This is a genomic window from Symbiobacterium ostreiconchae, assembly GCF_055396975.1.
This window is the reverse complement of the sequence record NZ_AP042454.1, coordinates 1,061,265-1,084,466: the sequence shown is the minus strand read 5'-3', so window position 1 is coordinate 1,084,466 and position 23,202 is coordinate 1,061,265. Positions and strand designations below refer to the sequence as shown.

The 23,202-nt window shown below is 67.8% G+C and carries 13 protein-coding genes; 3 read left to right on the top strand and 10 right to left on the bottom strand.

What is annotated here, in order from left to right:
- Nucleotides 1-313 precede the first annotated feature (313 nt).
- Nucleotides 314-2,854: a penicillin acylase family protein gene (locus ACZ5UM_RS05350; protein WP_464847297.1), complete on the top strand. Its 2,541-nt coding sequence runs from the start codon at nucleotides 314-316 to the stop codon at nucleotides 2,852-2,854.
- 251 nt (nucleotides 2,855-3,105) lie between these two features.
- Here ACZ5UM_RS05350 and ACZ5UM_RS05345 read toward each other — a convergent pair whose 3' ends face one another.
- From ACZ5UM_RS05345 to ACZ5UM_RS05300, 10 genes are all read right to left on the bottom strand, one after another.
- Nucleotides 3,106-3,990: a M23 family metallopeptidase gene (locus tag ACZ5UM_RS05345; protein WP_464847296.1), complete on the bottom strand. Its 885-nt coding sequence runs from the start codon at nucleotides 3,988-3,990 to the stop codon at nucleotides 3,106-3,108.
- A gap of 241 nt (nucleotides 3,991-4,231) precedes the next feature.
- Nucleotides 4,232-5,197 (bottom strand): class II fructose-bisphosphatase, encoded by a 966-nt coding sequence (gene glpX / locus ACZ5UM_RS05340; protein ID WP_464847295.1) that lies wholly within the window; start codon nucleotides 5,195-5,197, stop codon nucleotides 4,232-4,234.
- Between the two features lie 47 nt (nucleotides 5,198-5,244).
- Nucleotides 5,245-5,895 (bottom strand): fructose-6-phosphate aldolase, encoded by a 651-nt coding sequence (gene fsa, locus ACZ5UM_RS05335; RefSeq protein ID WP_464847294.1) that lies wholly within the window; start codon nucleotides 5,893-5,895, stop codon nucleotides 5,245-5,247.
- Between the two features lie 107 nt (nucleotides 5,896-6,002).
- Nucleotides 6,003-6,641, bottom strand: a complete 639-nt coding sequence (locus ACZ5UM_RS05330; protein WP_464847293.1) for a hypothetical protein — start codon at nucleotides 6,639-6,641, stop codon at nucleotides 6,003-6,005.
- Nucleotides 6,642-6,690: 49 nt separating this feature from the next.
- A complete protein-coding gene (gene kce / locus ACZ5UM_RS05325) occupies nucleotides 6,691-7,518 on the bottom strand; it encodes a 3-keto-5-aminohexanoate cleavage enzyme (protein ID WP_464847292.1) in 828 nt (275 codons plus the stop codon).
- Nucleotides 7,519-7,522: 4 nt separating this feature from the next.
- Nucleotides 7,523-7,927: a 3-aminobutyryl-CoA ammonia lyase gene (kal, locus tag ACZ5UM_RS05320; protein ID WP_464847291.1), complete on the bottom strand. Its 405-nt coding sequence runs from the start codon at nucleotides 7,925-7,927 to the stop codon at nucleotides 7,523-7,525.
- A gap of 162 nt (nucleotides 7,928-8,089) precedes the next feature.
- Nucleotides 8,090-11,314, bottom strand: coding sequence for a S8 family serine peptidase (locus tag ACZ5UM_RS05315; protein WP_464847290.1), 3,225 nt, complete (start codon nucleotides 11,312-11,314; stop codon nucleotides 8,090-8,092).
- Nucleotides 11,314-12,594, bottom strand: coding sequence for an S-layer homology domain-containing protein (locus ACZ5UM_RS05310; RefSeq protein WP_464847289.1), 1,281 nt, complete (start codon nucleotides 12,592-12,594; stop codon nucleotides 11,314-11,316). The genes ACZ5UM_RS05315 and ACZ5UM_RS05310 overlap by 1 nt, the downstream gene beginning before the upstream one ends.
- A gap of 204 nt (nucleotides 12,595-12,798) precedes the next feature.
- Nucleotides 12,799-14,184 carry a S41 family peptidase gene (locus tag ACZ5UM_RS05305; protein WP_464847288.1) on the bottom strand — a complete coding sequence of 462 codons (1,386 nt, stop codon included), beginning with the start codon at nucleotides 14,182-14,184 and terminating at the stop codon, nucleotides 12,799-12,801.
- A 31-nt stretch (nucleotides 14,185-14,215) separates the two neighbouring features.
- Nucleotides 14,216-14,746, bottom strand: a complete 531-nt coding sequence (locus tag ACZ5UM_RS05300; protein WP_464847287.1) for a hypothetical protein — start codon at nucleotides 14,744-14,746, stop codon at nucleotides 14,216-14,218.
- Between the two features lie 242 nt (nucleotides 14,747-14,988).
- On the opposite strand from ACZ5UM_RS05300, the gene ACZ5UM_RS05295 reads away from it, so the two are divergent.
- Both ACZ5UM_RS05295 and ACZ5UM_RS05290 read left to right on the top strand, forming a co-directional pair.
- Nucleotides 14,989-18,882, top strand: a complete 3,894-nt coding sequence (locus ACZ5UM_RS05295; RefSeq protein ID WP_464847286.1) for an S-layer homology domain-containing protein — start codon at nucleotides 14,989-14,991, stop codon at nucleotides 18,880-18,882.
- A gap of 232 nt (nucleotides 18,883-19,114) precedes the next feature.
- Entirely contained in the window at nucleotides 19,115-23,068 is a 3,954-nt protein-coding gene (locus ACZ5UM_RS05290) for an S-layer homology domain-containing protein (RefSeq protein WP_464847285.1), read from the top strand.
- Nucleotides 23,069-23,202 lie beyond the last annotated feature (134 nt).

Sequence of the window (23,202 nt, the reverse complement as noted above, 5' to 3'; positions counted from 1 at the left end):
AAGAGCAAGCTTCTCCCCCGCACAGTGCAACACCGACGCCGGCCCCATTGCCAACAGCGGCCGCGAACAGACCAGATAGTCCACACAGGGGAACCCCCCTTGACCAACAGCCACTACGAACAGACCGGATAGTCCACACAGGGGCACCCACCGCCTCCTTGACCAACAGCCGCTGCGAACAGACCGGATAGTCCGCACAGGCACACCCACCATCCCGTCACCAACACCTGTCCACCCTCCGTCCCAATCTGACAGGTATATCGGAATAGAGCGCCGAATAAGACCCCCACTATCGCAACGTGGGGGATGATCCATGTCTGTTGTAGTGCAGCGGCGCACGAGGAGGGTAACCCGCTGGATCGGCTACACCGCCCTGGTGCTGGTGGCTCTGCTGCTGCTGGCGGCCGGAGGCGGATACGCCTTCGCCCGGCGCAGTCTGCCTCAGGTGAGCGGAGAGCTGGTCCTGCCGGGTCTCAGAGCACCGGTCACGGTATACCGGGACAAGTGGGGTGTCCCGCACATCGAAGCCCAGAACGAGCATGACCTTTACATGGCCCAGGGCTACGTCGTGGCCCAGGACCGCCTGTTCCAGATGGATCTGACGAGGCGCGCGGCCGCCGGCCGGCTGTCGGAGGTCATCGGCCCGAGTCAGCTGGAGACGGACAAGTTCTTCCGGGCGCTTAACCTGCGGCGCGCCGCCGAGGCCTCGGTTGCGGCATACCAGCCGTGGGCGAGGGAACTGCTGGAAGCTTACGCCGCCGGGGTAAACGCGTTTATCGCCGAGGCAACAGCCCAGAAGCGTCTGCCGATCGAGTTCACGCTCCTGGGCTACGTCCCGGAACCCTGGTCACCCGTCGATTCTGCCCTCATCGGCAAGATCATGGCTTACGACCTGGGCGGCAACTTCGAGGCTGAGGTGTACCGTCTCCAGCTGCGCAACCAGGTGGGCCCGGAACTGGCCGATCAGCTGATGCCCGTCTACCCCGACGGCGGCATCACCATGATCCGCTACCAGGCGAACCAGTCCGCCCAGGCAACCCCGCCCGCCCAGGTGCCAAACCCCTCGGCGCCCGCGCTGGCCTCTGCAACGGCGCCGGGCCTGACGAACCCGTCGCCGGACCTGGCGAACCCGTCGCCGGACCACGCCGCCACCGAAACCCTCCCCGGCTCGACGCTGGACCTCAGCGAGCTTCTGGCCCTCCTCCGGGAGCCCGATGAGGGCCGTGGTTCCAACAACTGGGTCATCGCCGGCTCGGGGACCCGCAGCGGCCAACCCCTCTTGGCCAACGACCCGCACCTGGGCGCCCGCACCCCGTCGATCTGGTACGAGCAGCACCTGGTGGTCCCGGGGCTGATCAACGCCTACGGCGTCATGTTCCCCGGTGCGCCGGGCATCGTCATCGGCCAGAACGACCGCATCGCCTGGGGGGTCACCAACACCAACCCTGACGTGCAGGATCTGTACATCGAGCGGCGCAACCCCGACAACCCGTACCAGTTCGAGTACATGGGGCGGTGGGAGGACGCACAGGTCCACCGGGAGTTCATCTCCGTGAAGGGGCAGGACCCCGTGCCCTTCGAGGTGGTGGTCACCCGGCACGGCCCGATCATCTCGGACGTCGTCGGCGACCCCGACAACCGCCCGGAAGAGGCCCTGGCCCTCAAGTGGACCGCCCACATGGCCACGCCGGAACTGGAGGCCGTGCTGCTCTTCCCGAAGGCGCAGAACTGGGAAGAGTTCCGCGAGGCCCTGCGCTCCTTCCAGGTGCCGACCCAGAACTTCGTCTTCGCCGATGTGGACGGCACCATCGCCTACCGGACCGGCGGCCTGGTGCCCATCCGCCGGCAGGGCGACGGACTGCTGCCGGTGCCGGGATGGACCGACGAGTACGAGTGGATCGGCTTCATCCCCTTTGACCAGATGCCCGAGGCCGTCAATCCGCCCGAGGGCTACATCGTCACCGCCAACAACAAGGTCATCGACGACGCCTATCCCTACTTCCTGACCTACTCGTGGGCGCAGCCCTACCGGGCCATGCGCATCGTCGAGATGATCGAGGCGAAACTGGGCGACCTCACCGCGGACGACATGCAGGCGATGCAGGTCGACTACATGAACCTGCACGCACGTACCCTCCTGCCCGTGCTGCTGCCCGCGGTGGAGCGGGCCGGGGTCACCGGAACAGCCGCGGCAGCGGTCGACCTGCTGAAGTCCTGGGACCTGGTGGACAGCGCCGACCAGCCCCAGCCGCTGATCTTCCACCTGTGGTGGAACGAGCTGACGCGGATGCTCTACGAGCCGCTGATGGGAGAAGAGCTCTACAAGCGCATGGCGGACAAGGGGAACGTGACCGACATGGCCTTGCTGGAGGCGGCCGCGGGCCGGCCCAACGGCTGGATTGAGGCCGCCGGCGGGCTGGAACGGCTGGCGGCGGACTCGCTGCAGGCCGCGGTCGACAAGGCGGTCGCCATGCAGGGGTCCGATCCCGCCCGCTGGTCCTGGGGCCAGTTCCACCGGCTCCAGCCGCCCCATCCGGTGGGCGCCGCAGCCGCGCCGCTGGGCTGGCTGCTCAACCCGAAGATCTACCCCATCGGCGGCAGCGGCGTCACCGTGGGGGCCATGTCCTACGGCAGCGACGGGCTGGTGCGCACCTTCGCGCCGTGGCGACAGGTGGTCGACCTCGCCGATCCCACCGGGAACAGCCGGTCCATCGTGACCCCGGGCCAGTCGGGCCATTTCCTGAGCCCCCACTACGACGATCAGTCCGACCTGCACAGCCGGGGCGAGCTGATCACCCGGGATTTCAGCAACTACCGCTCTGGCCGGACGCTGCGGCTGCTGCCTGAAGAATAGGCAGCTCCTCAGGTTCGGCGTCGCCGATAGCGAGAAAAAAGGGGGACTTCCTGAGCAGCGTGCAGGAGGTCCCCCTTCGACATGATTCGTCCCTCAGATGGCGCGCCGACCTTCTGGGTCCGCCGATTCAATCAAGTTGCCTACGTCCTTGCGCCTACTTCCTTGGGTGTAATTTTGTACGAAAATTTGTCAACAACCGTCTGTGGGTATTGTGGATAACTTCCTTTCGGCTGGGGAAATTTCAGTGGATATCATGGCTGGGGAGGCAGGTAGTCCAGCGGGTTGACCGGCTGGTCGTCCACGATGATCTCGAAGTGCAGATGCGGCCCGGTGGATCTCCCGGTGCTGCCTACCCGGGCAATCGGCTGTCCCTGCTCCACCCGTTGGCCAGCCGTAACCAGCAGCGCCGAGGCGTGGGCGTAGAGGGTACGGGTGCCGTCGTCGTGACCGATCACCACCGTCAGTCCGTAGCCCTCCACCTCTCCCGCAAGCCAGACGTCCCCTGCCCGGCTGGCCCGGATCACGTCGCCGTGCTCTGCGGCCAGGTCAATGCCATTGTGGTGGCGGCCCCACCGCGGCCCGAAGGGCGAGCTGACCGGCGCCAGGACCGGCCATGCGAAGGCATCGGTCCGCCGGGAACCGCCGCGGGCAGCCACAATCGCCTCCGCCGCCCGGCGCAAGCGGGCAACCCTTTCGGCCGCATCCTGCCCGCCAGGCTTGTCCGCCGCCACAGGCGGGGTCGCCGGCGAAGCGGCCGCCCTCCCGGGCACAGCCGCTGCCGCCGGCGGAGCCACCGCTCCACCCGTCGCATCCGCTGCCGCCGGCGAAGCCACCGCTCCACCCGTCGCATCCGCTGCCGCCGGCGAAGCCACCGCTCCACCCGTCGCATCCGCTGCCGCCGGCGAAGCCACCGCCGCGCCTGGGCCAGCCGCTCCGCCGGGCATGTCCACTCCGGCGAAGTACAAGGCCGCCGGGGACGGGGCGGAGGCAAGGAGCCCGCTGCGCGCGGGCGGAAGCCCCCGTGCGGGTGCGGCGGGCTGGACGGCCTGGCGCCAGCCCAGGTAGCCGGCGCCCAGGATCAGGCAGAGCACCAGCAGCCCCACGACCACCGGAGGCAGCCCGAGGAAACCCGGCACCCAGCGACCTGGACCATAAGCCAAAGCCGGGCGGACCGGACTCCGGCGGCCCGTCGTCCCGAAGGCCGAATCAGCACGATTCCAACCTCCGCGACGCGGCCCCCAGCGGGCCGGCTCCTCCCGGCGAATACGCTGCCCGTGGCGTTCCTGCGGCTGCACCCCCGGTTCACCCCCATCCCCTACGGGACAGGTCTATGCAGGGCGCCGGGGAATCATGTCAGCCGCGGGGTGACCTCTCCGACTACGGCCGGTACCAGGGCGGCTTGCGGTCGAGCTGGTGCGTGGCCTCGATAAACCGCACGGTGCCCGTGGTACCGCGCAGGGCGATGGAGTGGGTGGTGGCCCGGTTCCGGCCCTCGTAGCGCACGCCCCGCAGCAGGTCCCCGTCGGTGATCCCCGTGGCGGAGAAGTACACGTCCTCGCTCTTCACCAGGTCGTCCAGCAGCAGCACCTGGTCCGGGTCGCTGAGGCCCATCTGCTTGCAGCGCTCGTACTCCGCCTCGTTCTGCGGCTTCAGCCGGGCCTGCATGTCGCCGCCCAGGCACTTCAGCGCCGCCGCCGCCAGCACGCCCTCCGGCGCGCCGCCGATGCCCCACAGGATGTCGACGCCGGTCTCGTCGATGGCCGCCGCAATCGCCGGCGCGACGTCGCCGTCCGAAATCAGCTTGATGCGCGCCCCGGCGTCCCGGCACTCCTGAATCAGGGCACTGTGCCGGGGCCGGTCCAGGATCACGACCGTCAGGTCGCTCACATCCTTGCCCTTCGCCTGGGCGACCCACTTCAGGTTCGCGGTCACCGGCGCCGTGATGTCGATGCACCCCCGGGCCTGGGGGCCCACCGCGATCTTCTCCATGTACATGTCCGGCGCGTGCAGCAAGTGCCCCCGGGGCGCCACGGCCACCGCGGCGATGGCCCCGTTGAGCCCCTTGGCCACCAGGTTCGTCCCCTCCACGGGGTCGACCGCCACGTCGACGGGTATACCGCCGGAGCCCAGGTGTTCGCCGATGTACAGCATCGGGGCCTCGTCCATCTCACCCTCGCCGATCACCACCACGCCGTCGATGGGCACCCTGTCGAACCCGGCCCGCATCGCGTCCACCGCCAGCTTGTCAGCCAGCTCCTTGTCGCCGCGGCCCATCCAGCGCGCACTGGCCAGGGCGGCCGCCTCCGTAATCCGCACGAGCTCCAACGCCAGTTCCCGTTCCACCTGCGCAACCTCCTCCACGCGGGCAGCAGCGATTTCCCAAAAGCCCGCTACACCTTACCCTTCGCGGCCTCCCAGTCCTTCAGGAACCGTTCGATCCCGATGTCGGTGAGCGGGTGCTTCAGCATCTGGTGGAAGACCTTCGGGGGAATCGTGGCGATGTGGGCCCCCGCCTTCGCCGCCTCCACCACCTGGCCGGGGGTGCGAATCGAGGCGGCGATGATCTCCGTATCCATCGCGTGCAGGTCGAAGATCTCGGCCGTGTCACGGATGAGCTGGATGCCGTCGGTCGAGATGTCGTCCAGCCGACCCACGAACGGCGAGACGAACGCCGCGCCGGCCCGGGCGCACAGCAGGGCCTGGTTCGGGCTGAAGACGAGCGTCATGTTGCACCGCACGCCCTTCTCGCTCAACCGGGAGCAGGCCTTGAGCCCCTCGGCCGTCATCGGCAGCTTGATCACGATGTTCTTGTGGAGCTCGTAATACTGCTTCGCCTCGGCCACCATGTCGTCGGCCTGCAGGCTCAGCACCTCCGCGCTGACGGGGCCGTCCACGATCTCCAGAATCTCCCGCAGGACCTGCATGAAGTCCCGCCCCTCCTTCGCCACGAGGGAGGGGTTGGTGGTGACACCGCTCAGCACACCCCACGAGGCCACCTCGCGGATGTCGTCGACGTTGGCGGTATCGATGAACAGCTTCACCTGACACGCTCCTCTCTGGATCCCATCGCTACGAGCCCAGATTACCACAGCCGCCGCAGCGCGAAAAGGGCCGGGGTTCCCCCCGGCCCGCTCCCCTCCTCCGTCGATCACTTCTTGTTTCCCCGGCGCCTGGGCGATGCCTCGCCGCCGATCTCCAGGTAGGCGAGCCGCATCAGCGCGTCCAGGTCCTGCTCCGAAGAGGCCGGCACCGACCGCTGCCGCCCGCAGGTGACGCAGTACAGCTCCAGCCGGTCGGGGAACAGGTCCACGCCGATGTCCCGGCTGCCGCACCGGCAGCGCAGCAGGTCATGCGCGCTCAGCTCCTGCACCTGGTTCATGACCTGGTACATGATCGCCGGGTCGTCGAAGAAGCCGTCGAAGGCCTCGTCCTCCATGAACCGTTCCAGGTCGCTGAGCCCCGGGCGCACGTACTCCACCACCGCCTGCTCATCGCCCAGCACACCGAGCTGCAGGTCGGTCTCCGCGCAGCTGATCTGCTTGAGGCCGCCGGCCCAGAACCGCTCCGGCGAGTAGTAGCGGAAGTGGATGCCGTCGCAGAGGTAGCAGGGCACCTGCATCCAGACCTGGCGGGGCCGCACCCCCACGGTGAGCAGGTGATGGCCGCACTCGCACACGACGCGCTGCGAACCGGTGCGGCCGAGGCCGAACCGCGACAGCTCGCTCAGCTCCAGCCGCCCGCACTGCGGGCACCGCAGCGCGACGGTCACGCTGGTCGCGATCAGCACGGCCTCCACCCCCTGTCGGTTCCCGGACTGAACCTCTACGCGGCTAAGGTTAGCTCTTATGACCTTCGTGGTTTATGCCCAATATCCTTCTCGCTTCGTCGGGTGTCGCCACCTCTCGCCCCAATTCGTTGGCCAGCCGTACGATGCGCTCCACCAGCATGGCGTTGGTCGCCTTCACGCCGCGGGTGTAGTAGATGTTGTCCTCCAGCCCCACCCGCACATGGCCGCCCATCAGGATGGCGGCGGTCGCCAGGGGCAGCTCCGCGCGTCCGATGCCCGCCACTGACCACGTGCAGCCCGGAGGCAGCGATTCGGCCATGTGCACCAGGTTCCGGATGCTGGGGGCGATGCCGCCGGGCACGCCCATCACGAAGTCGAAGTGAAGCGGCAGCGAGAGGATCCCCCGCTTCACCAGGGCCAGGGCGTTGTCGATGTGGCCCACGTCGAAGGCCTCGATCTCGGGCACTACGCCGTACTGGCGCATGGTCTGGGCGAAGGTCTCAATGAGGTCCGGCGGGTTGAAGAACACGTCGCTGCCGAAGTTCACGGTGCCGGTGGTCAGGGTGGCCATCTCGGGCCGCAGGGTGACGGGCGCCACCCGCTCCTCGGCGGTCATGCCCACGGCGCCGCCGGTGGAGACCTGCACGATCAGGTCGGTGCGGGCGCGTATGGCCTCGATGATCTCCTTGTAGACCCCGGCGTCCTGCGTGGGGGTGCCGTCGGGCAGCCGGCCGTGCACGTGCACCATGGCGGCCCCGGCGTCCCGGCAGCGGGCCGCGTCTTCCGCCAGCTCCTCCGGGGTGTAGGGGATGTGCGGGTTCTGCTCCCGGGTGACCTCGGCGCCGTTGAGCGCCACGGTGATGATCAGCTTCTCCACGGCGCTACCCCCTTCCGCCGTCGCCCGAACCCCGCTGGAACTGCTTCGGCACCACGCAAGTGCCCGTGGCCTGCACGACGAGGACCGGCTCCTCCAGCACCCGGGCCCGGGAGGGCTGCTCGGGGGTGGGGTCGGCGGCGATCACCTTGTAGGCCTCAAACGCCATCGCCCGGGAGGTGTTCCCCACCCGGGTGATGCGCCCCCGCACCTCCAGGAAGTCGCCGGCGTAGACCGGGGCCTTGAAGGTCACCGAGTCGTAGGCCACAAAGAGCCCCTCGTCGCCGTCGTGCCGGATCAGCAGCTCTGTCGCCACGTCGCCGAACAGGGCCAGCACCCGGGCGCCGTCCACCAGGTTGCCGGCGTAGTGGGCGTCCTTCGCCGACATCCGCACACGCAGGGTCGCTTCCATACCTGAGTTACCCCTCCTCCGCAGAAGATTCCCCGGCGCAGCCGGCGCGCAGCGGGCTCGGCCGTGCGCAGCGGCCTCGGTCCAGCCCAGCGGACTCTGCCCAGCCGGATAGGCCCGGCGCAGTGGCTCGGCCCAGCGCAGCGGCCCAGCGCACCCGCCGCCTCAACGCAGCAGGGCCTCGAGCCGTCTGCGCCACTGCTCCTTCTCCTCCGCCTGCGCGGGGTCCTCCTCCGCCAGGCCGAAGAGGCCCGCGGCGCTCGCCGCGCCGGTAGACGCCGCGACCGGGATCACTGCCCGGAAGGGCTGGTAGCCGGCCACGTCGGCCGACACGTCCAGGTTCAGCACCGGGGCGGTGGGAACGACGGGCACTTTCACCCGGCCCGCCCGGGTGGTGTAGCGCCGTCCGTCCACGGTGAGCGTCGCATCCACGAGCTGCCCGGTCCCGCCGTCGCGCACTTCCAGCACCACCGTGCCGGGCCGGTTCACGGTCAGCTGCGAGACCATCGGCCGGATCTGCAGGGCCGGCTCGCCCACCGAGACCTCGACCGGGTACCAGACCAGCGTCTCGCCGGTGTTGGCGTCGGAGAGGATCACGTAGCCCAGGTAGCGGCCCGGTGAGGTGGGGGCGTAGATCTTCATGGGCACCTCCCATGTCTGCCCGGTGACCCGCCGGCGGGCGGGCTCGTCGACGCTCAGGTTGTACGCCTGGAGGGCAACCCGCCGCCGGTACTGGTACCGGAGGTCGGCCGGGGGCGGCCCGTTGTGCTGCACGTACACCCGGTAGCGCCCGGGGGGCAGGTTGGCGTAGACCAGGCTCTCGCGGCCGGAAGTGGGGTTCTGGGCGGTCCAGTAGCGCCGCCAGCCGGTGGAAACCTCATAGCGGTAGAGGACGATGTCCAGGTCGCTGGTGCTCGGGTATACGTCTTCGATTTCCAGGATCAGAAGCCCTGTTATCCCGGGAAGCGTGAACTCGTCGATCTGGTCGAGCTTGCTCAGCGTCCGCCAGTTCGAGCTGGGATCCACCCGCGAAAGGCCCAGGGCGCTCACCTGCACCTCCGTCGGGGCCCCCTGGTGGGTGACCGGCACGTTCACCGTCACGACCTCCTCGGGCTCCACGGTCAAGCGCAGCGGCAGCTCGGGCGCCATCCGGGGAGCCTCCACGGCCAGGGCGTAAGTGGCCGAGAGATAGCGCCCCTCGCTGTCGGGCAGCGCGGTCACCACCACCTCCCACACGCCGGGCAGCGGCTGGGAGGTGGCAAAGTTGACGGTCAGACCCCGGCCGTTGTGGCCCACCGGGTCCGAGCGGAAGAGCAGCTCGCCGTCGGGGCGGAAGATCTGCACCTGAATCGTGCCGTCCGCCAGCCCGTCCAGCCCGGCCTGTACCCGCGCGGTCACCCGCAGCGCCGGGGTTCCCGGGGCCACCTCCACGAAGTAGCGCTTGTTCCGGGCCACCTCCAACTGCTGCGACGCGTTGAACCGGTTCTGCCGGTCCAGCGGCACCGGCTGCACAAAGGTCACCGGCAGGGAGATGCTGGGCGCCTCCTGGCCTGGGTGAAACAGGTTCACGAAGGCGGTGTAGACCCCCGGCATGCTCGGCGGTACGAAGCGCAGCGGGAGCGTCCGCTCGCCCCGGGCCGGCAGGGTCATCGACTGGAACTCCGGCTGCACCCAGACCGCCGTGCTGCGCACCTCGATGCGGGTGGCCGCGCCGCTCTGGTTGGTCAGCAGGAAGGCCTCGTTGCCGGGCTGGTAGGCCCGGATGTAGAGGCCGCCGCCCCCACCGGGCCCGACCGCCCGCAGGACCGGCACCTCCCGGATTTGCCGCAGCGCCTGGTAGGCCGCCGGCAGCTGCAGCAGCCCCACGCCTTGCTCAAAGTCCTCAACCCCTTCCAGCCGCCGCGCGCTCTGCTGGAACGCCCGGCGCAGGCTGTGAGGATCGCTGGGCAGTCCCTCGCGCCGCGCCAGCTCATCCAGGAGCGCCGCCGCGCCACTCACGTGGGCCGTGGCGACCGACGTGCCCACCGCCGTGGTGTAGCCCGACCGGTGCAGCCAGCGGGGCGATGTCGTGGGGCTGCCGCCGGGCGCGACCAGACTCGGCAGGAAGGCACCGTCCGCCCGGGGTCCCATGCCCGAGCGCCACCAGACGCCCTCGCTGGGCACGACCACGCCGTAATCGCGCCGCCACATCTCGGGCGAGTAGTAGGCGCCGGCGGAGAGCACCGCGGACGGGCTGCCCAGCGTGGCGCCGCTGGAGAGACCCGGGCCGGTGTTGCCCGCGGCCAGGTTGATCAGCACGCCGTAGGCCGAAGCAATCTGGTCCAGGAACGCCGAGGCGCCCGCGTCGTGGGTGGCCGCCAGCGGCAGCCCGCCCAGGCTCACGTTAATCACCTGCGCGCCCTGCTCCGCGGCGTACTGAATCGCCTGGCGGATGGCGAACCAGCTGCCCTCGTCGCGGGAGTTGATCACCTTCAGGGCCATCAGCTCGGCGCCCGGCGCGATGCCGGTCATGCCGGGCCCGGAGGCGGCCGCCACCCCGGCCACCTGGGTGCCGTGGCCCAGGCTGTCGAAGCCGAACGAGACCCAGTTCCCGTCCGGGTCGATATCGGCCAGCACGAAGCTGAGCTGCGCCTCGGCCGCCTGGCCCGTGCGGAAGGGACCGAGCCGCTGGGCGTCGCCGGACACCCGGTAGACCCGGAGCGGCGCCTCATCCCGGAAGGAGCGGTCGTCGTCAGTGTCCACCCAGACCCGGTCGAAGCCCGATCCGCCCAGCGCCACCGCCAGTACACCGAACTTATCCACCGGCGAGCCGTTGCGGTTCAGGTCGCGGTTGATGCGGCCGCTCACCCGCGACTCCTCCCAGTAACCGAAGCGCACCGCCGCGCCGGCCGGCAGGTCGGGCAGTGCGTAGGTGCGGCCATCGGGAGCGGTGTAGGTCTCGCCCGGCGAGACGGCCTGGGTCAGGTTCACCTGGCCCTCGGTGGTGAAGTCTTTCCAGTCGACGATCTTCCGGCCGCCGGACGGCGTGCGCTGCAGGTCGGGGTGGCCGGGGTCGATGCCCGAGTCGATGATGGCGATCTTCACGCCGGCGCCGGTGGCGCCCGTCGACGCCCGCAGCTCCGCCAGCCCGATGGGCCCGAAGTTGGTCTCCAGCAGGGCCGCCACCTGGTCGGCCGTCAGGTTGGCCGCCTGGGGGGCGAGCTCGGTCAGGACGGTGGCAGCGGTGACGGCTGCCTCCGGGACCCACGCCTGGCCGCCCGCGTGTGACGCCTCCCGGGCGAAGGCTGCGGCGCCCGCCGGACCGAGGCGTGCACATTCGCCCAGCGTCCCCGCCAGAAAGGCGAACGCCGCCAGGCCCGCAATCCAGCCCACATGCCGCCGCATGGCCATCACCTCAGCACCTCGACGTAGGCGAGCCGCCCGGCGTCGTCCAGGGCGAAGCGCACCGGGTCGCCCGGCAGCACCCGGCTCATGTCCCCGCGCTCGGCGCCCACGAGCACGACCACGTCCGGGGACACCACCACCTGCTGCTCCCTGAAGTCCACCGCCAGGCGCAGGCCGCCGTCCGCGGCGGGCCCCAGCACCCAGCCGGTGGCCGTGTCCTTCAGAGCGTGAACCAGGCGGATGCCGCCCGTCCGGCTGTCCAGCGCGGCGTAGAGCGGCCCTGCCCCGTCCAGGTCCGCAAACTGCGCCGGCCGCCCGTTCACCAGCAGAAGGGCGCCCGGGTTGACCGCCACGCGGCGCTCTTCGCCGGAGGCAAAGCGAAGGAGCAGGTCGCTCCCCACGACGGCCGCCTCCTCCGCCAGCAGGTCGACGTAGCTGGCCTGCATGAGGACGCCGGCGCCGGCATCGTCCAGGATGATCACCACCTCGTCCGGCGGGCGGATCTCCGTGAACAGGGTGATCTCCTCCCCGCGCATGAACAGCGCGGTCATTCCCATCTGGAACGCGTGCTCCACCCCGGCGCTGTCGCGGACGACACCGCTGCGGGTGTTTGGATCAAATTCGATCAGCGTGCCTGCAATATGGAACAGTTCGCCGCTCCGGGCGAGCAGCCGGTAGACGACGGCGGCGCCCTCGGCGCGCGTCACCTCCCGCTCCGGATGGAACCGGCCGTCGGGCATCCCCAGCATCAGCCCTTCGGCCGTCGCCACGGTCACCGCGCCGCGGGCCCACGCGGGTACAGCCTCGCCGTCCACGTAGGGCGGAAGCTCGCCCCGGCTCGCCGCAGCCTCCTCGGCCAGTGCGGCGGCCCGCACGGCGGTCATGGCCAGCTCCGCCCGGGTGATCGGCGCGTCCGGGGCAAAGCGGCCGTCCGGGTACCCCTGCAGCAGGCCCAGCTCCGCCGCGGCCTCCAGGTAGCCGCGGGACCAGTGCCAGAACGGAATGTCGGTGTAGCGCGACTGGACGCTCCTGAGCAGGGACGCCTCCACGTCATACCCCATCCCGGCGACCAGCATCTTCGCCAGCTGGGCCCGGGTCAGGGGCTCGTCGGGCCGGAAGCGGCCGTCCCCGCCGCCTGCGACGATCCCCCGGGCCTCGAGCGCGGTGATGATGCCCGCCGCCCAGTGGCCCCAGAGATCCGACAGGTAGGCGTAGGCGCCGGGTGACCAGGCCCACAGGCTGAGCAGGACAGCCAGAATGGCAACTGCAACCGCTCTTTTCTTCATAGAACGCTCCCGAACAGGTCGCTGTAAGGGGTCTGCTTCGCTACTGCGCCGCAGCCTTCCTCCAGCCGAACGCTCGCGGAATGCTGGAAGCGGTCGTGCAGTAGCCCCCATAGGCTTGGACTCATTTAGGACTGGAAATGGTTTCACTGAAAAAGCAAAAAAAGACCGCGCAGTGGGTGCGCGGTCTTCTCGTCTGTCGACTTGTTACTTGGCCTTCAGGAGTTCCACGGCCTTCTCCAGCTGCACGTCCCGTTCCGCCTCCCGGGCCAGAGCCGCAGCCACCTGTTCATTCAGTACGGTGACGAAATCCGCGTCGACGACGAAGCTCATGGGCAGCCCGTGGTCACGCCGGAACAGACGGATCACCCGCTGCGTCTCGGGGCCCAGCACGCCGTCCGGCTTCACGGAATAGCCCAGGTAGGCCAGCCGGTTCTGCACGTCCAGCACGTCCAGGCCTACCTTGCCCGGGGTCAGCACCCGCTCCAGCACCAGGGGCTCCGCCAGGGCGGGATCGGGCTCGGCGGGTTCCACGACGTGGTCAGGCGTCAGGCCGACGCCGTCGACCTTCCGCCCCTTCGCCGTCCGGTACTCCGAAATGGTCACCTTCATGCCGTCTCCACCCAGCAGGAACAGGATCTGCTGCACGGTGCCCTTGCCGAAGGTCCGGGTGCCGACCAGCTCACCGGCTCCGTAGTCCTGAATCGCCCCGGCCAGGATCTCGGAAGCGGAAGCAGTGCCGCCGTCCACCAGCACGACGGTGGGCAGCCCGATCAGCCGGCCGCTGCTGGTGTGAACCGTCTCGCCATCCCGGCCCACCTCGATCATGACTGGCTCGCCCTGCGGCACCCAGGCGCTGGCGATCGCGATGGCGCCGGCAACGTAACCGCCCGGGTTCTGCCTGAGATCCAGCACCAGCTTGGTCGCTCCCTGCTGCTTCAGGTCGTCGACCGCCGCGTAGAACTCGCGAACGGCGGCATCGCTGTACCCCATCAGGGCCAGGTAGCCGATGCCGTCCTCCAGCAGTTCGTACTCCACCTCAGGGATCTGGATGAGCTCCCGTACGATCGTCACTTCGAAGGTGCGGTTCTCGGAAGGCCGCTCGATCCGCAGGGTCACCTCCGTGCCGGGCTCGCCGCGGATCACGGAACCGGCGAATTCCACGGTGGCGCCAACCAGCGGGACGCCGTTGGCCTCCAGGATCCGGTCGCCGGTCTTCAGCCCCGCCCGGAATGCGGGGGTCCCCTTGATGGGCGCTGCCACGATCACGTAGTTCCCGTCCTGCTCCAGGTAGACGCCGATGCCGGTGACTGTGCCTTCTAGGCTGTTGAGGAAGTAGTCGAACTCATCGGGAGTGAAGTAGTTCGTGTACGGATCGCCCAGGGCTTCCAGGCCGCCCCGGATGGCCCCCTGAACGAACGCGTCCAGGTCAGCCCCGTGGAGGTGGTAGGCTTCCACCAGCTCAAAGACGGAACGGATGCGCGCGAACCAGTAGTCGCGGTCGTCAGCCGCGCTGGCCACCCCGGCGGTGAGCCCCACCAGGAGCGTCAGGGTCACCAGAACCCCCAGGAGCCGTCGCTTCCAACTATTCACTGTTCTTCCTCCCGCTTTGGTTCCGAATGGATCAGCGCGCGGCGGCGGCCAGGTTCTCCGCCTGCGCGTAGGCCTGGTCGGGCGGCAGGCCCCGCACCAGGATCAGGTTCAGGAACAGGGCCACCTGATCAGGCGACCACGCCCGCTCCGCGCAGATGAGCGCGCCGCCCACGACCGGCACGCTGATGGCGGCCTTCTCCACGCCCGTGGCCGCCTCCGTCACGGTCAGGAACCCGTCCCGCTGAGCAAACTCCAGCTCGCTGCCGGCGTACCGCCTGGCCACCGTGTACAGCTTCTCGGCCTCCGCCCGCTTCAGCCGGGCGGCCTCCTGCCCGAAGGGAACGGCCCGGACGATGCCCTCCTTCAGGCGCTTGTCCTCCCACACGCGGTAGTACCTCACGCCCTGCCGCATCCAGGTGTAGAAGCAGTACGTAGCCGGATCCAGGCCGAGTTCGCGCAGCCGCTGCCGGGCCTCCTCCAGCGACTGAACGGTAAAGAGTTGTTCGGCCTCGGGGTACCCCTTTACCTCCTGGGAATCCAATTTCCGCAGCGAACGGCGCATAAGGACTCACAACTCCTTTGGGGTGGCGATACCCGTTTGAATGTATGTCAGTACCATTATGTGTAGAAATCAGGCAGAAGTAAACCATACCGGTTGAAAATACAGCACATCCACTACCGTTTCGGAACGAACGGGATGAGCAAGCCCGTCGAAAGTGATGGAGAAGTCGCTGGTTGGCAGGGGAATCCCCATGTATTTCCGAACAAAAGGTCGTAGGGCAGGAAAGGAGGTCCTTCTTCCAAATGCGGCGACTATTGCGTACGCTGAGTGCGCTGTTGCTGGCAGCCGTGCTGTCGACCGTCGTGGTGCCACCTCCGGCGGCGCGGGCGGCCGGGCCCACGCTCACCGAGGCGGAGGCCATCGCCATCCTGCAGGAGTACAACATCGTGCGCGGGGACGAGCGCGGCAACCTGAACCTCGATTCGTTCATCACCCGGGAAGAGGCCGCTGCCATCTTCGTCCGGGCCAAGGGCGCGGAGCCGTATGCGGAACTGCTCGCGGACGTCGTACCCTTCCCGGACGCGCGCGGGCGGTGGAGTGCCGGCGTCGTCGCGATGGCCGAACGCATGGGCCTCATGCGGGGCTACCCGGACGGCAGTTTCCGGCCCACCGCGCAGATCACCTACGCCGAGGTGCTGACGGTGCTCCTGCGCATGGTGGAGCAGGAGCCGGAAGGGCCCTGGAACGCGGCCGCGATCGTCGAAAAGGCGGAGCGGCTGGGGCTGGTTTCCCCGGGGCTCCCCCCCAACAACCCGGCCATCCGACGGCGGGCGTTCTGGGCCCTGGCCGAGGCCATCACGGCCGTGCCGGTGAACAGAGACCGGAATCTGCTGAGCCAGATTGACCGCACGCCGCCGTCCCTATCCCTCGACCGGGTCGCTTCGCCCACCAGCGAGGAGAACCTGGTCGTCGGCGGTACCGCCTCCGGCGCCCGCCGGGTGTTCGTCGACGGCGCCGAGGCCAGCTTCGACCGGTCGACCGGCCGGTTTGAACTGCGGGTCCCGCTGGAGGTCGGCGTCAACGAGATCCTCGTGGTCGCGGTGGACGCGGCAGGCAATGAGCGATCGGAGAAGCTGATCGTCGAACGGCGCAGCCCGGCCTCCCGCGTGACCATCACCGGCCCGAGCGAGGTGGTGGCCGGCCAGGCCGTGCGGCTCACCGTGACCGCCACCGACCGCAACGGCAATCCCGTGCCGCTGGAGGATGCCGAAGCCGAGGTGACGGGCGTTGAGGGCTCCTTCGATGTGCGCACCTCCACGCTGCTGGTGGGCAGCAAGACCGGCTCCGGCACCCTGACCGTGCGGGCCGGCTCAGCCTACGGCACCTATCGCTTCACCGTGGTGGCCCCGTCGGCCAAAGCGGCCCGGCTGGAGATTTTGGAGATCAACCGGTCGATCCCGATCGCGCTGGATACCGAGTACACCGTCACCGTCCGGGTGCTCGACGCCTCCGGCCGGGTGGTGACCGATGACTACGGGCGCACGGTCACGCTGGTCAGTTCCGGCCCGGCGAAGGTCACCATTACCCCGGAGCGGGCGGAAACGAACCGCGGCGTGGTGACCTTCACCCTGACGGGCAAGAGCACCGGGCTCACCACGCTCACCGCCGCCAGCCCGGGGCTGGAGACCGCCACCCGCTCGCTGGAGGTGCTCACCGACCTGCGGGTGATGCTGGTGCCCTCCAAGCAGTCGCTGGCGCCCGACGGCACGTCGTACGTCACCATCCGGGCCGAGCTGCAGGACGCCACCGGCCGGCGCATCAACAACAACACCGGGCGCGACATGGTGATCGGGCTGACGGCGACGGGCACGGATGCGAAGCTGGAGAACCCCTACCTCGTAATCGCGGCGGGCCGCAGGGATTCGGGCTCGGCCACCGCGAAGCTGACGGCCGGCCTCATGCCGGGCACCGTCTCCATCAGCGGCACCTTCCAGAGCACGCACAACTACGCCATCCAGAACCTGCAGTTCCCGGTGACCTCCGCCCTGGCGGGCACGCGCTTCGAGCTGGTGGCCCAGCCGAGCGTGGTGGCCCCGGAGGGGGAGACCACGATCCGCATCCGGGTGCTGGACGGCACCGGGCGCGTGGTCACCACGGGCTCCTACGCCTTCCAGCTGAAGGTCAGCTCCAGCAACGCCGAGTCCACCTACCGGGGGCTGCCCATGGGCGTGAGCCTCACCTTCGCCAGCAACAACCCCAACGAGCGGTACTACCCGGTCGATGACGGCGTCGCGCCCACCGACCCGCTGAACGACCCGTACTCGGTGGTCGGGCGCACCTACCGGGGCGAGGCGCAGGTGCGGCTGCGCTACGCCCGCGGCGGGGTGATCACGGTGTCCGTCGTGCCGGTCGGGACCACGGCCGAGGCCTACCACCCGGAGATCGGCTTCGGCCCGGCGTCCTCCTCCATCGGCATGTGGTCGGTGCCCCTGGAGGTCACGTTCCGCGGTGAGCCGGCCGCCCTGGTGCTGACCGCCGACTCGGCGATCGGCAACAACCTGAAGGGCGCCGCCGTTGCGGCCAAAGGGCAGGTCACGCTGACGGCCAAGGTGGTGGACAGCTACGGCACCGTGATCCCGGGCTACCAGAATGTGGTCCGGCTGGAGCGGGTCGGCGGTGACCAGGTCACCACCATCGTCGGCGTACACGAGCGCTCCACCACCAACGGCCAGGTCTCCTTCACCCTGCAGGCGGGCGAGACGGCCGGAGCGGACCGGTACAGGGTCTCCATCGCGGGCACCACCCTGTACAGCGAGGAGATCACGGTCGCCGTGCGGAAGGCCCCGGCCGACACCCCGGTGGTGGTGGCCGTCCGGGGCGTCTCGGAGTCGAGCCCGGCGCAGACTGCCGGCTTCGTCGGGCCGGATGCCACGCACCTCGCGATTCAGCTGGAGCCGCAGGCGAGCCCGACCGGGGAGAAACCGTACTGGGTGCAGGTGCGGGTCTACCGCGACAACGAGTCGCAGCCGCTATACACCCAGGTGATCGACCTGAGCGACGCCACGCCGGTGGTGAAGGTCCCCCGCAGCCTGCTCAGGACGGGACGGGCCCGGTACCGGGTGGTCATCCACAACGGCTTCGGTGACACGGCGTACTCCTCGACCCTGGACCCGGTGAGCGAGGCGCTGGTGGCCACCTACAGTGACAATTACCGCCTGAACAGCGCCAACTACGACGCGGCCACCGGCAGGCTCTACCTCTACACCTCCGGCCTGTATGCCGACGGCGTCATCGACAAGTCGAAGTTTACCTTGGAGAAGGACGGGCAGAGGCTCTGGCTGGGTGATGACAAGGTGACCGTTTCCGGATACTCGCCGGTGGTGCTGACGCTGGGCGATCTGGCGGAGACGCTGAACCCGGACGTCTGGCACGGTGCCGTCTACGTGCGGGCCGAGACGGGCTGGTACGCCGACAAGGGCGGCACCACGGTGGCCAGGGCCTTCACGGCGGTGCCGGTGAGGCCGATGTCGGTGATCACCGGCGGCGCCCTGGACCTGCCCAGCAAGCGGCTCTACCTGGAGGGCGTGGGCCTGACCCAGGGGTCGATTCAGTGGGGCCTGGTGAAGATACGCACCAGCGACACCGACTTCGTGGCGCTGCGGCCCGGGTACGAGCAGGTGACCTACCTCAGCGACACGCAGGCGATCCTCACGCTGTCCGACGCGACCTACAGGGCCGTCATGCAGCTGCCGGGGACAGACCACTACCTGACGGCCGACGTGGGCTGGATCCTGGCCAGCGGCAACTCGTCGATCCGGGGCGGTGCGATCACCGGCCAGCATCATCCGGTGCTGCTGCGGCTCCTGGTGACCAACGCCCGGTATGAGGATGGCAAGCTCACCCTGGAGAGCGCCGGCGGCTTCAAGGGACTGCTGCTCGACCCGTCCAAACTGGTCTTCCTGAGCAGCCCGGGCGGAACGCAGGTGCGGCCGACGCAGACACCGCAGGTGGAGGCAACGCAGGACGGGTTCATCACGATCGAGCTGGATCCGGCGGACCAACGGGCGCTCGAGGCGGCCTTCGCGGGCGGGAACGTGTACATGAACACCGAGGACGGCTGGCTGACCAACGCCCAGGGGTGGCAGGTGCAGAAGCTCCCGGACCACAGCGTGCTGTTCTTCGTGCCGGGCCACTAGGCAACGGCGGGGAAGCCTGATGGGCTTCCCCGCCCTTGTTATAGTTCGGCTTCCTGTAAAGGTTTCACAGCCCGATGTGTGGAATATATCCCGGAAGACCAATCAGCGCCTGGAGTGGAAGGGGTGAGCGAAGGGGAAGGGTCTAAATCCCTCAATTAGGGAACTGAGCCAATCTCCGTCTCGTCTAAAATACGGTAGGATTTTGCCCCACAGCGGTAAGGAGGAAAGTGGCATGCGGAAAGCGATACCCCGCGGACTCTTGACTTGGATCGCACTGCTCCAGGTCTTTCTGTTAACATTCGGCTATGTTGCTCCGGCGGCTGCGGCTACAACGAACACCGACTCGGACCTGTTAAGGGTTCTCACGGAGTATGGGGTCGTACGCGGCGACGAGAAGCGTAATCTCAACCTCGAAAAGCCCATCACCCGGGCCGAGATGATTACCATCATGGTCCGGGCCGTCGGTGCGGAAGACGACGTCAAGTACTTCACCGGACTCAACAAGTTCGTAGATGTCCGCCCGACCGACTGGTTTTCGGGTTACATCAACTATGGGGCCGTACGGGAACTGGTCAAGGGAGACGGTACGGGCTACGTCCGGCCCAACGATCAGATCACCTGGGCCGAGGCGCTGACGCTCCTTCTGCGGGTCGTAGACAGGGAGCCGGTCGGCGGTGAATGGCCGTCCAACGTCGTGGTTGTTGCCGCAGAGCTTGGCTTGGTCCCTTCGGGCGTGTCGATGCTGAACATCCGTCAGCCGGCCATTCGGGGCGACATCTTCGAGTCGCTGGCCAAGGCCATCACGACCCTGAAGACCCCCACCGGTGAGACCTACATTCAGAAGTATATCGACAACACGCCTCCCAGCCTTACCGTCAACAATATCGCCTCCCCTGTCAACCAGGAGCGGATTACCGTCAGCGGTACCGTGTCCCAGGATGCTGCCCGGGTTCTGGTTAACGGGAACGCAGCCAGCATTTCTGGCACCCGGTGGAGCGCGACCGTTTCCCTCAACCCCGGCACGAACACCCTTGAGGTCGTCGCCGAGGATCTGGCCGGGAACCGGGCCACCCAGTCGGTGAGCGTTGAGAGAACGTACCCAGTCGCTCGCATCGAGATCACTGGCCCCAATAAGGTCGTGCCCAACTCCACCAACACATACACTGTCAAGGCGTACAACCAGTCCGGGGCTGAGGTTGCACTGACGGGCGCCACCGCCTCGGTTCAGGGCAACATCGGGGTGTTCGACCTCAACACCGGTAAGTTCGTGGCGTCTTCCACCCCAGGCAAGGGACAGATCGTCATCAGCCTGGGCAACATCACGAAATCCATCGATGTTGAGGTTGCTGGCCCCGACGCCTCTGCCCGTTCGCTGCGCATCCGGCCAGTAAACAACGGCCAGCCCGTCTCCTACACTCAGGAGATGACCGTCGAGGTTGAGGTGCTGAACGCGACGGGCCAGGTGGCAACCAACGACTACGGTCGCTCTGTGACTCTCGCAGTGAGCGGGGTCTCTGGCCTCACGGTCACGCCCACCACGGCGCAGACGGTCGCTGGCGTGGCCACCTTCAAGGTCCGTACGTCCAACCCGGGCACGATCAACCTCACCGCCACCAGCAGCGGCCTTACCGCTGCGACGGGCATCGCCACGTTCAGCACGCAGATCCGAGTGGTGCTGACGGCTTCACCTTCGAGCCTCCAGGTTGGCACGAGCAACCTGACCTCGCGTATCACCGCTACCCTGCAGAACGAGGCCGGCCAGGCTATTGCAAACGACACGGGTAACGACATCCGGATCACGCTTTCCAGCTCAGGTACCACCGGTGTGCTTACAGACCCGTATATCACCATCTACCGCGGGCTGAGCAACTCCACCGCCAGCGGAGACGATGCCTTCTTTACCGCCGGCTCTGACGCGGGTACCGCGACGATTACCGGCACCATCACCACCGGCCAGAACATCACGGTCGCCGGTACTACGATCTCAGTGACCGCCCCGAACGTAGGGACCGCGGCCAAGTGGGATATTGTGTACCCGCCCGGCAACCCCGAACCCGGCCCCACTCCCGTCTACTTCTCCATCCGGATGGCAGATGCCAACGGTGCGACGGTGCCTGTCAACTTCGCCTTCCAGCTTGAGGTCACTACAAGCAACAACGAGCCCAAGACCAACGGTATCCCACAGGGTGTGCAACTGTTCCTCTCCGGCACGAATCCTGTAAACCCGGTGTCGGACGGCATCGCCGAGGGCGCGTACAACGACGGTGATGACGTGATTGTTCGGACCGTTGGCGGCATGGCCACTTTCACCCTGAGGTATGACAAGGTTGGCCAGGTCAACATCAAGGTTATCGGCATGCCGGCAACGAACTACGCCTACGGTTCCGATGGCTCGATCGGCCCGGCGGTCGCCGCGACCCACATTCCCGCCCAGACCTTCACGATCAACTTCACCACCCAGCCCACCGGGGTCATGCTCAGGGCCGACTCCGCCCTGGGCAACGACAAGGACGTCGCGGCGGTCCGGAGCGGTTCCGGACAGACCGTGAAGCTCCGTGCGTACTTCACCAACGGCAGCCTGTGGGTGCCGGGTACCTCCGGCTACGTGACACTCGAGAAGGTGAGCGGCACTTCCACCTATCCCGTCAGCAGCACCACGAACGTCCAGGTGATCAACGGAAAGGCTGAGTTCACCGTCGCCTCCACCGGCCAGCCTGGTACAGACGTGTACAGGATCATCGACGCCAAGCTGCCCACCGGGTCCCCGCTAGCCAATCCGACTTCCGCCAATTTGAGCGTGGTCGTACAGGATCAGGGCCCCGGCTCCCTGACCGTCCTCTCGGCGCACGGCGTGAAGAACGGTGTACCGTCCGGCGGTTGGTACAACGTGGCGCCCGATGACACGCACCTGCAGATGGAGATTGCGCCGAGCAACCCCAGCGGCTACGCCGTGGTTAGCGTCTACCAGCCGGGTTACGGCCAGCCGTTCTTCACCAGCGAGCCGATCAACTTGAGCGCCGGTACGGTACGGATCCTGATCCCGAAGGCCAACCTGCCTGCCGGAAAGATGCAGTACCAAGTCACGCTGAAGAATGCAGTGGGCGAGACCAACCCGCGGGTGACGACTCCGGACCAGATCACGAACGCCGGTTACACCTCCAACATCGACATCACCTCCGTCCGCTATGACCGTGTTGACCGCCGCCTCTACATCTACGGTTCCGGCTTCGGTTACTGGGGCTCCCAGACACCGGATACCGTCAACACCCACCTCATGAGCATTCAGGATGCCAGCATGATGCGAGCTGGCACGCCAGGTGCGATTGTCAACCTCGGTCCCGCTTCGGTGGTCGGGATGTCCGGCAACGTGATCACGCTCGACGTGACGGCACTGCAGACGGCACTGGGCGCACTTGGCGGGGCGGACGTCACCCTGTCGGCCAGTGACGGCTGGTACGTGCGCTACAATGGCGAGATCGCCCGTGCCGACACCGGTGCGCCGGTCACGCCGATGGCAAAGATCGACTACGTCGTCTACGACCGGGCGAACCGACGGCTGATCCTTACAGGTTCGGGCTTCAGCACGGGCAACCTTAACCCCGCCCACCTCAAGCTGCAGGGCAGCGGTACTGACCTCCCGCTCAACGGGGCGCAGTCCACGCGCATCAGCGACATTGAATGGAGCCTGAGCGTCGCGAACCTGCCCAACGTCATCAACGCTCTCGACGCGGACCTCGGTTACGTACTCGTTACAGCCGACGGCTGGTTCTACGACGCATCAGCAACGAACATGCGCCAGAACAGCGTCCTCCCCATCCCGATTTACGAGCGGGTGATGGTATCTGGGGTGTCCTACGACGCCACCAGCAAGATCCTCACCATTACCGGGTCAGGCTTCTCCAACGGCACCGTGGACGTGACCAAGTTGAAGTTGGTCAACACCGCGCCTGAACCTGATGTGGTGGGTACACTGTCGGGAGATTGGCTCACGGGTTCAGGCCAGTACACCGACACGAAGATCATGATTGAGCTCAAGGGAAGCGTCTACCCAGGGGCCGCCGACTACAAGGGCAGCAGCCTCTACATTGTCGGCGACGCTGGCTGGCTGGTGCGAACTGAGAATGGTAAGTCTCGGATCAGTGCACCGATCCCGCTCTACGTGCTGCTTCTGCCGCCGCAAAACTAGCCTTCGGGCATCCAGGTAGGCAGGTCAAGGCCATACCGCAGGGCTACCGCGAGTGATCGCGGTAGCCCTCAGGTTGCAGACAAAGGCGCCTCTTGTGGCCGCTCAGCGGCTCACAGGAGGCGCTTCTTGGTATG